This window comes from Citrobacter sp. wls757 (genome assembly GCF_005280935.1).
GTDB classification, from domain to species: domain Bacteria; phylum Pseudomonadota; class Gammaproteobacteria; order Enterobacterales; family Enterobacteriaceae; genus Citrobacter; species Citrobacter portucalensis.
The window spans coordinates 26882-36838 of record NZ_SZWU01000073.1; the positions used below are offsets into that span (position 1 = coordinate 26882).

The following is a 9957-nucleotide window of genomic DNA, read 5'->3' on the forward strand; positions in this document are numbered from 1 at the left end:
GCCGCCTTGCAGTCACAGTATGGTCATTTCTTAACTCATGCGCATCGGACAATACCAGCTCAGAAATCGCCTGATCGCAGCACCTATGGCTGGCATCACTGACAGACCATTCAGGACGCTGTGCTATGAGATGGGAGCAGGATTGACAGTATCCGAGATGATGTCTTCTAACCCGCAGGTTTGGGAAAGTGACAAGTCTCGTTTACGGATGGTGCACGTTGATGAGCCAGGAATTCGCACGGTGCAAATTGCCGGTAGCGACCCTGTTGAGATGGCCGATGCCGCACGTATTAACGTGGAAAGCGGCGCCCAGATTATTGATATCAATATGGGGTGTCCGGCTAAAAAAGTGAATCGCAAGCTCGCAGGTTCAGCCCTCTTGCAGTACCCGGATTTAGTGAAATCGATACTAACCGAGGTCGTCAATGCAGTGGACGTTCCTGTCACACTCAAGATTCGCACCGGCTGGGCTCCGGAACACCGTAACTGCGTAGAGATTGCCCAACTGGCTGAAGACTGTGGCATTCAGGCTCTGACCATTCATGGACGCACCCGCGCCTGTTTGTTCAATGGAGATGCTGAGTACGACAGTATTCGGGCAGTTAAGCAGAAAGTTTCCATTCCGATTATCGCGAATGGCGACATTACTGACCCGCATAAAGCCAGAGCTGTACTCGACTATACGGGGGCGGATGCCCTGATGATAGGACGTGCAGCTCAGGGAAGACCCTGGATCTTTCGGGAAATCCAGCATTATCTGGACACTGGGGAGCTGCTGCCCCCGCTGCCTCTGGCAGAGGTGAAGCGCTTGCTTTGTGCGCACATTCGGGAACTGCACGACTTTTATGGTCAGGCAAAAGGGTACCGAATTGCGCGTAAACACGTATCCTGGTATCTCCAGGAACACGCTCCGGATGACCAGTTTCGGCGCACATTCAACGCCATTGAAGATTCCAGCGAACAGCTGGCGGCGTTGGAGGCATACTTCGAAAATTTTGCGTAAACAGAAATAAAGAGCTGACAGAACTATGTTCGAACAACGCGTAAATTCTGACGTACTGACCGTTTCTACCGTTAACTCTCAGGACCAGGTAACTCAAAAGCCCCTGCGTGACTCGGTTAAACAGGCACTGAAGAACTATTTTGCTCAATTGAATGGTCAGGATGTGAATGATCTCTATGAGCTGGTACTGGCTGAAGTAGAACAGCCCCTGTTGGACATGGTGATGCAATACACCCGCGGTAACCAGACCCGTGCTGCCCTGATGATGGGCATCAACCGTGGTACGCTGCGTAAAAAACTGAAAAAATACGGCATGAACTGATACTAATCAGTTAAATGTTTGTTTTAAAAGGCGCTACTCGGCATGGGGAAGCGCCTTTTTTATTGACGTCACACGGGAGGCTTTGGCGATGAACGCGAGATGTGAACCTATCTATTTTGGCGATGAATCTAAAAAGATAATCCTGGGCGATGCGCTAACTGAACTGAAAAAACTGCCGTCTGAAAGCGTCGAACTCATTTTTGCTGACCCTCCTTATAACATCGGGAAAGACTTTGACGGGATGGTTGAATCCTGGGACGAAGAGACCTTTCTGGCGTGGTTGTTTGAGTGCATCGACGAGTGCCATCGCATCCTCAAACCACACGGCACCATGTACATCATGAACAGTACGGAGAACATGCCGTACATCGACCTCAAATGCCGCCCGCTTTTTACCATCAAGAGTCGTATCGTGTGGTCATACGATAGCTCAGGGGTACAGGCCAAAAATTACTTTGGTTCGATGTATGAACCGATCCTGATGATGGTAAAAGATCAGAAAAACTACACATTTAATCGTGACGATATTCTGGTTGAAGCCAAAACTGGCGCTAAACGCGCGCTAATAGACTACAGAAAAAACCCGCCGCAGCCATACAATCAGAAAAAAGTGCCGGGCAATGTCTGGGTGTTCCCACGCGTACGCTATCTGATGGACGAATACGAAAACCACCCCACCCAGAAACCCAAAGCCCTCCTGGAGCGTATAATTCTGGCGTCCTCGAACCCAGATGACAAGGTACTGGATCCGTTTGCCGGCAGCTTCACCACCGGAGCTACCGCCGTGGAATTGGGTCGCAAGTTTGTCGGGATTGAGATCAATACTGAATACGTAAAAATGGGACTCAGAAGACTGAGTATCGGTTCTCATTTTTCAGAAATTGAGCTTGCCAAGGTGAAAAAACGTAAGACAAAAAACCTGTCTAAAAAGAGTCGATTGACGGCAAAGAGTGGCGATCTTTCAACAAAGTAAAGGCATTGTAAGTCTGCTTTTCAGCTTAAAAATTTCGTGTATATTCCCTGCACACTTGGGCATGAATACACAGGGTTTAGGAATGATTCGCAAGTATTGGTGGCTGGTTGTTTTTGCGGTCTTCGTTTTTCTTTTTGATGCGCTGCTCATCCAATGGATAGAGCTGATGACAACAGAGCACGACAAGTGCCGGAATATGAACTCAGTGAATCCCCTTAAGCTGGTCAACTGCGTCGACCTCGAATAGCACCTCAGATAACACTTCGACAGCCGTCAGCCTCTGGCGGTAAAAACTATCCGACCTGGTTTTCACTCTGCATTAATTGCATGACGCTACCGTCTGGGCTTAACATTTTTAGTACATTATCAACTAATACTGGAGCTTGCCCATATAGATCATAACTCACTGGATTCATTAACCAGTTTTTTATAATTCCGCTAAAACTACCGTGCAGAATAATGATGATGACATCTAAATCAAGAGTGGTGGCAATCAGATTGTCATCTACACACTTTTGCAGGGAATCACGAATGCTTTGATGACTGATACCTATTTTATCGCGAATAGCCTGCTCAGATATCATATCGTTATGAAATTCACACTTATGATATAAAATCTGCATTAATGCCTGCTGACGAGGGTTCTCTGCAATATATTGTAACCCCACCACAAACTTTTCTCGCAATCGCTGTAAAGGGTTATCACCCCAACGACCAATTAACTTGTCCTGAATAAGATCGCGTAAAGGTGGTTGTTGTAACCATAGCTCATTAAACAATTGAGTTTTATTTTCGAAATGCCAATAGAGCGCGCCACGCGTCACGCTGGCGGCATCCGCAATGTCGTTTAGCGTCGTATTGCTTACGCCACGTGCGGCAAACTGTACAATTGCCGTTTCTATCAGGTGCTGCCGCGTTTTGAGGGCATCAGCTTTCGTTTTTCTGGCCATGGTTCCGACTGTCTGAGGTAGAGTAGAGAATGATTAACTTTCTTATCTAATATTTGCGATACGGAACAAATGTATCACTTAGAATTTATTTAAACGAGTTCTAAAAAATATTATTACGGACTTTGCACACGAATAAACAAAACGAATACCAACAACAAATATATTCATAAACCAAATGTTTATTTCAATTTGTGTTTATGAGAATCATAGTATTGCTATTAACACCACAATGAAACAGCTGTCGATTAATCTTTTTTTGCTTTTACGTGCCGTGTATCGTGCCCATAAATAAGTATTGCTTACATCGCAAGCTAATAATTTGTAGGATAGCCAACTATTATTTTTCTTGTGCGCGTTATCGCCCCTGCGTTACCCGGTTAATAACGAGCGTTCGGTTTTTTAAGGAATAGAAATGACGAAAAATGCCAGGTTTTCACTCCTGCCCTCATTCATCATCGTCTCCGCTGCATTACTCGCCGGTTGTAACGATCAGGGAGAAACACAAGCTCATCCCGCAGAACCGCAGGTGACTGTCCATGTCGTCGAAAAGGCTCCTTTAGCCGTAACGACCGAATTACCCGGGCGCACAACGGCATTCCGAATTGCAGAAGTTCGTCCCCAGGTCAGCGGGATAGTGCTTAAACGGAATTTCACTGAGGGAAGCGATATTGAAGCCGGACAGTCACTTTATCAGATCGATCCCGCGACTTATCAGGCTGACTATGACAGCGCCAAAGGTGAACTGGCGAAGAGTGAAGCGGCGGCTGCAATCGCGCATTTAACGGTAAAACGCTATGTGCCGTTGGTTGGCACCAAGTACATCAGCCAGCAAGAGTACGATCAGGCAATTGCTGATGCTCGTCAGGCCGATGCCTCCGTGATCGCGGCAAAAGCGGCGGTCGAAAGCGCGCGTATCAATCTGGCCTATACCAAAGTGACATCGCCAATTAGCGGACGCATCGGTAAATCTAACGTCACCGAAGGTGCATTAGTCACGAATGGCCAAGCTACAGAGCTTGCTACCGTTCAACAGCTCGATCCCATTTACGTCGACGTGACACAGTCCAGTAACGACTTTATGCGCCTCAAACAGTCCGTTGAACAAGGGAGTCTGCATAAAGACAGCGCCAGCAGTACTGTCGAACTGGTGATGGAAAATGGTCAGTCATACCCGCTAAAAGGTTCTTTGCAGTTTTCTGATGTGACGGTTGATGAAAGCACCGGCTCAATCACCCTCAGAGCCGTGTTCCCTAACCCACAGCACACGCTGTTGCCGGGCATGTTTGTGCGCGCACGCATTGATGAAGGCGTCCAGCCGAATGCCATTCTCGTTCCGCAGCAGGGGGTAACGCGTACTCCTCGCGGTGATGCCACCGTAATGGTCGTTAACGACAAGAGTCAGGTTGAGTCTCGCGCAGTCGTTGCCGCACAAGCTATTGGTGACAAGTGGCTCATCAGCGAAGGCCTGCAACCGGGTGACAAAGTTATCGTGAGCGGCTTACAGAAAGCACGTCCAGGCGTTCAGGTTAAAGCAACCGCCGATACCGAAACCCCTGCCACGAAAGCCCAATAAGGTAACCGGACATGGCTAACTTTTTTATCAGGCGTCCTATCTTTGCCTGGGTATTGGCTATCATTCTGATGATGGCGGGTGCTCTGGCAATCATGCAACTGCCCGTGGCACAGTACCCGACCATTGCGCCTCCTGCGGTCGCCATTTCTGCCACCTACCCTGGTGCGGATGCACAGACGGTTCAGGATACAGTCACACAGGTTATCGAACAGAATATGAATGGTATCGATAACCTGATGTATATGTCCTCCACCAGCGACTCGGCCGGGAGTGTGACTATTACACTGACTTTCCAGTCCGGTACCGATCCCGATATCGCACAAGTGCAGGTGCAAAATAAACTGCAACTCGCCACTCCGCTACTGCCGCAAGAAGTTCAGCAGCAAGGGATCAGCGTCGAGAAATCCAGCAGCAGCTTTTTGATGGTTGCGGGTTTTGTTTCTGACAACCCACAAACCACACAGGATGACATTTCCGACTACGTCGCTTCGAACGTTAAAGACTCAATCAGCCGTCTGAATGGCGTGGGTGACGTGCAGCTGTTTGGTGCACAGTACGCCATGCGCATCTGGCTGGATGCAAACTTATTGAACAAATATCAGCTCACGCCGGTTGATGTGATCAATCAGTTGAAGGTACAGAACGATCAGATTGCCGCAGGTCAGTTAGGGGGGACGCCTGCATTACCTAACCAGCAGCTTAACGCTTCTATCATTGCGCAAACGCGACTGAAAGACCCTGAAGAGTTCGGCAAAGTGACTTTACGCGTGAACAGCGATGGTTCGGTTGTTCACCTGAAAGACGTCGCGCGTATCGAGTTAGGCGGGGAAAACTACAACGTCGTGGCGCGTATTAACGGTAAGCCTGCATCCGGCCTTGGGATCAAGCTGGCAACCGGGGCAAACGCGCTGGATACCGCGAACGCGATTAAAGCCAAGCTGGTTGAACTGCAACCATTCTTCCCGCAGGGAATGAAGGTGGTCTACCCGTACGACACGACGCCGTTTGTGACCATTTCCATTCATGAAGTGGTAAAAACACTGTTTGAAGCGATCGTGCTGGTGTTCCTGGTCATGTATTTGTTCCTGCAAAACATCCGGGCAACGCTCATTCCGACCATCGCCGTACCTGTCGTATTGTTGGGCACATTTGCCGTGCTTGCTGCGTTTGGCTACTCAATAAACACCCTGACGATGTTCGGCATGGTGCTCGCCATCGGTCTATTGGTCGATGATGCGATAGTGGTGGTGGAAAACGTGGAACGCGTGATGATGGAGGATCATCTGCCGCCCAAAGAGGCGACGGAAAAATCCATGTCACAAATACAGGGAGCACTGGTTGGTATCGCCATGGTGCTGTCTGCGGTATTTATCCCGATGGCCTTCTTTGGCGGTTCAACCGGGGCTATCTATCGGCAGTTTTCCATCACCATCGTTTCCGCCATGGCGCTTTCAGTACTGGTCGCGCTGATCCTGACTCCCGCACTTTGTGCAACGTTGCTGAAGCCGGTATCAACTGAACATCACGAGAAAAGAAGCGGTTTCTTTAGCTGGTTCAATGCCAAATTCGATCACAGCGTCAATCATTACACCAATAGCGTCAGCGGTATTGTGCGTAAAACTGGGCGTTACCTGGTCGTCTACCTGATAATCGTCATCGGGATGGCGGTGCTGTTTATGCGCCTGCCAACCTCCTTCCTGCCAGAGGAAGATCAGGGCGTCTTCCTGACGATGATTCAACTTCCAGCAGGCGCCACGCAAGAACGCACCCAGAAGGTGCTGGATCAGGTCACCCACTACTATCTGAACAATGAAAAAGCCAACGTTGAAAGCGTCTTTACGGTTAACGGCTTTAGCTTCAGCGGCCAGGGGCAAAACTCAGGGATGGCGTTCGTCAGCCTCAAGCCCTGGGAAGAACGTAGCGGTAACGAAAATAACGTTGAATCAATTATCGCCCGCGCTACCCGAGCGTTTAGTCAGATTCGTGATGGTCTGGTGTTCCCTTTCAACATGCCAGCCATCGTTGAACTGGGTACCGCGACAGGCTTCGACTTCGAGCTGATTGACCAGGGCGGGTTGGGGCATGCTGCGCTAACCCAGGCACGTAACCAACTGCTGGGCATGGTTGCCAAACACCCTGACCTGCTGGTTCGTGTGCGTCCAAACGGACTCGAGGATACCGCACAGTTCAAGCTGGATGTCGATCAGGAGAAAGCGCAAGCGCTTGGTGTCTCACTGTCTGATATCAACGAAACCATCTCAGCTGCGCTGGGCGGCTATTACGTCAATGACTTCATTGACCGTGGCCGCGTGAAAAAAGTGTACGTACAAGCCGATGCCAAATTCCGTATGTTACCGGAGGACATCAATAATCTGTATGTCCGTAGCGCCAATGGCGAAATGGTTCCGTTCTCCACGTTCAGTTCCGCACACTGGATCTACGGCTCACCGCGCCTGGAGCGCTATAACGGTATGCCTTCTATGGAACTGCTGGGAGAAGCAGCGCCTGGCAGAAGTACCGGTGAAGCAATGGCGCTAATGGAAAACCTGGCGGAAAAACTGCCAAACGGTATTGGTCATGACTGGACGGGGATGTCCTATCAGGAACGACTGTCGGGTAACCAGGCTCCTGCGCTGTATGCCATCTCGCTAATCGTTGTCTTCCTTTGCCTTGCCGCATTGTATGAAAGCTGGTCTATTCCTTTCTCGGTGATGCTGGTTGTACCGCTCGGTGTTGTGGGCGCATTGTTAGCAGCATCACTGCGTGGGATGAATAACGATGTGTATTTCCAGGTTGGCTTACTAACCACAATCGGCCTCTCGGCTAAGAACGCCATCCTGATCGTCGAGTTTGCCAAAGACCTGATGGATAAAGAAGGCAAGGGGTTGATTGAAGCGACGCTGGAGGCATCGCGCATGCGTCTTCGTCCTATCCTGATGACATCCCTGGCCTTTATTCTGGGGGTTATGCCTCTGGTTATCAGTCACGGTGCAGGTAGTGGTGCGCAGAATGCGGTCGGTACCGGTGTTATGGGAGGAATGCTGACCGCAACATTGTTGGCTATCTTCTTCGTCCCCGTTTTCTTTGTTGTCGTAAGACGGCGTTTTAGTCGGCACAACGATTAATTTGTAAAATAAAGGCGTCTACGGACGCCTTTTTCACCTACGATGCTCCTCTTTATTTATTAGTAAGATAGCCATTTATTTCATTTAAACTATCCCTCTAAACTCGCCTGCAGCCTTTCTTTTTATCCATTATTTTTACAATCCACATGAATTGAGATTATTCCTCATGTCAGTCCTTTTTTAAGAAGTGGTAAAATAATCGCCGAGTTCGCAGATGGCTTAGCGTTTGTCTTTGCTTAATTAGCGAAACGCTTATTTTGAGGTAACACCATGAAAAGATTAATATCCGTTGCACTGCTTACCGCATTCCTGGCTGGCTGTGCACACGATTCTCCTTGCGTACCTGTATACGACGATCAGGGACGCCTGGTTCATACCAATACCTGTATGAAAGGCACCACCCAGGATAACTGGGAAACAGCCGGAGCCATCGCCGGTGGTGCTGCAGCCGTTGCCGGACTGACGCTTGGGATTGTCGCCCTGACCAAATAAATCATATTAAAAGCGCGGTTATTACCGCGCTTTTAGCAATAAGCATAAAATCTACATATAAGACAAAACGTTGCTTAATAGAACCTGACATGTAATAAAATTATTATAGATTTCACTCACACATCCGCGATTTGAAATTAGCATTTTTTCTGTTTTTCGTAACACCACATTTTCTTTTCATTATTCTCACGTCATTAATATTAACGCCAGAAATCGTTATCACGCGTCCTGTCTGATTTTTAAATTTTTTGCGCCGAAATGTGGCTTACGTTTCAATTTTGCACCACTTCAGGGCGCTGCATTTATTTTTTCCTGTCTACACTCTGCATATTGCGTCGAATAATCAGGCGCAAAAAACTGGCACTACCTTTGCTTAAAAGAGTATGGCCAAAGCCACAGACAGGTAAAAGACGTTTTCAGAACGTTTCCATAACAATAATTCCTCCACACAGGATGCTCTATGAAAAAGATGATAATCGCCAGCCTGGCTGCGGCCGGTGTGCTGCTTGCTGTTGCAAATCAGGCACATGCCGGCGCAACACTTGATGCCGTAAAGAAAAAAGGGTTTGTGCAATGTGGGATCAGCGACGGCTTGCCTGGCTTTTCTTACGCCGATGCAAGCGGCAAGTTCTCGGGTATTGATGTTGATGTATGTCGTGGCGTTGCCTCCGCCGTATTTGGCGATGATAGCAAAGTAAAATATACCCCGCTCACCGCCAAGGAACGCTTTACCGCATTACAGTCTGGTGAAGTCGACATGCTCTCTCGCAATACCACGTGGACCTCTTCTCGTGATGCCGGTATGGGCATGTCCTTCACTGGTGTAACGTATTACGACGGCATTGGCTTTCTTACCCACAATAAAGCAGGCCTGAAGAGCGCTAAAGAGCTGGATGGTGCAACGGTCTGTATTCAGGCGGGAACCGATACCGAACTAAACGTGGCCGACTACTTTAAAGCCAACAAGATGAAGTACACCCCCGTCACCTTTGACCGTTCGGATGAATCAGCCAAAGCTCTGGAATCTGGACGTTGCGATACGCTGGCTTCCGACCAGTCTCAGCTGTATGCCCTACGCATCAAGCTGAGCAATCCTGCGGAATGGATCGTCCTGCCAGAAGTTATTTCTAAAGAACCGCTGGGACCTGTCGTACGTCGTGGGGACGATGAGTGGTTCTCCATTGTTCGCTGGACGCTGTTCGCCATGCTAAATGCGGAAGAAATGGGTGTTAACTCGAAAAACGTCGATGAAAAAGCGGCTAATCCAGCAACACCGGATATGGCACACCTGTTGGGTAAAGAAGGGGATTATGGCAAGGATCTGAAGCTTGATAACAAATGGGCCTACAACATTATCAAGCAAGTTGGTAACTATTCGGAGATCTTTGAACGTAACGTTGGATCGGAAAGTCCGCTGAAGATCAAACGTGGACAGAACAACCTCTGGAATAACGGTGGCATTCAGTATGCGCCACCGGTGCGCTAATGCGTAGTGATGTAACGGGCGCCGCAACTGCGG

Annotated in this window: 9 protein-coding genes; 8 read left to right on the forward strand and 1 reads right to left on the reverse strand. The window is 48.9% G+C overall.

From position 1 onward, the window contains the following. The first annotated feature begins 37 nt into the window (after positions 1–37). The 4 genes from dusB to FDW94_RS20305 all read left to right on the forward strand — a co-directional run bounded on the left by dusB (position 38) and on the right by FDW94_RS20305 (position 2545). Complete coding sequence (dusB, locus tag FDW94_RS20290) at positions 38–1003, forward strand: tRNA dihydrouridine synthase DusB (RefSeq protein ID WP_008785970.1); 966 nt, start codon at positions 38–40, stop codon at positions 1001–1003. Between the two features lie 25 nt (positions 1004–1028). After that, on the forward strand, positions 1029–1325 hold the full coding sequence (gene fis, locus FDW94_RS20295; RefSeq protein WP_000462905.1) for a DNA-binding transcriptional regulator Fis: 297 nt from the start codon (positions 1029–1031) through the stop codon (positions 1323–1325). 88 nt (positions 1326–1413) lie between these two features. Next, positions 1414–2298 (forward strand): adenine-specific DNA-methyltransferase, encoded by an 885-nt coding sequence (gene yhdJ / locus FDW94_RS20300; protein WP_137378159.1) that lies wholly within the window; start codon positions 1414–1416, stop codon positions 2296–2298. A gap of 82 nt (positions 2299–2380) precedes the next feature. Then, positions 2381–2545 carry a DUF2556 family protein gene (locus FDW94_RS20305; RefSeq protein WP_003025279.1) on the forward strand — a complete coding sequence of 55 codons (165 nt, stop codon included), beginning with the start codon at positions 2381–2383 and terminating at the stop codon, positions 2543–2545. Positions 2546–2591: 46 nt separating this feature from the next. On the opposite strand, the gene envR is transcribed toward FDW94_RS20305, so the two are convergent. Next, entirely contained in the window at positions 2592–3248 is a 657-nt protein-coding gene (gene envR / locus FDW94_RS20310; protein ID WP_048225757.1) for an acrEF/envCD operon transcriptional regulator, read from the reverse strand. Between the two features lie 412 nt (positions 3249–3660). Here envR and FDW94_RS20315 point away from each other — a divergent pair, with 412 nt between their 5' ends. From FDW94_RS20315 to FDW94_RS20330, 4 genes are all read left to right on the forward strand, one after another. Further along, positions 3661–4821: an efflux RND transporter periplasmic adaptor subunit gene (locus FDW94_RS20315; protein WP_008785974.1), complete on the forward strand. Its 1161-nt coding sequence runs from the start codon at positions 3661–3663 to the stop codon at positions 4819–4821. 11 nt (positions 4822–4832) lie between these two features. Further along, a complete protein-coding gene (locus FDW94_RS20320) occupies positions 4833–7946 on the forward strand; it encodes an efflux RND transporter permease subunit (protein ID WP_137378156.1) in 3114 nt (1037 codons plus the stop codon). A 270-nt stretch (positions 7947–8216) separates the two neighbouring features. Then, on the forward strand, positions 8217–8438 hold the full coding sequence (locus FDW94_RS20325) for a lipoprotein (protein ID WP_003025292.1): 222 nt from the start codon (positions 8217–8219) through the stop codon (positions 8436–8438). 460 nt (positions 8439–8898) lie between these two features. Beyond that, positions 8899–9924, forward strand: coding sequence for an amino acid ABC transporter substrate-binding protein (locus FDW94_RS20330; protein ID WP_008785976.1), 1026 nt, complete (start codon positions 8899–8901; stop codon positions 9922–9924). The last annotated feature ends 33 nt before the right edge of the window (positions 9925–9957 follow it).

Coding starts and splice junctions, on each gene's coding strand:
- dusB (WP_008785970.1), top strand. CDS start 38: ATGCGCATCGGACAATACCAGCTCAGAAATCGCCTGATCGCAGCACCT.
- fis (WP_000462905.1), top strand. CDS start 1,029: ATGTTCGAACAACGCGTAAATTCTGACGTACTGACCGTTTCTACCGTT.
- yhdJ (WP_137378159.1), top strand. CDS start 1,414: ATGAACGCGAGATGTGAACCTATCTATTTTGGCGATGAATCTAAAAAG.
- FDW94_RS20305 (WP_003025279.1), top strand. CDS start 2,381: ATGATTCGCAAGTATTGGTGGCTGGTTGTTTTTGCGGTCTTCGTTTTT.
- envR (WP_048225757.1), bottom strand. CDS start 3,248: ATGGCCAGAAAAACGAAAGCTGATGCCCTCAAAACGCGGCAGCACCTG.
- FDW94_RS20315 (WP_008785974.1), top strand. CDS start 3,661: ATGACGAAAAATGCCAGGTTTTCACTCCTGCCCTCATTCATCATCGTC.
- FDW94_RS20320 (WP_137378156.1), top strand. CDS start 4,833: ATGGCTAACTTTTTTATCAGGCGTCCTATCTTTGCCTGGGTATTGGCT.
- FDW94_RS20325 (WP_003025292.1), top strand. CDS start 8,217: ATGAAAAGATTAATATCCGTTGCACTGCTTACCGCATTCCTGGCTGGC.
- FDW94_RS20330 (WP_008785976.1), top strand. CDS start 8,899: ATGAAAAAGATGATAATCGCCAGCCTGGCTGCGGCCGGTGTGCTGCTT.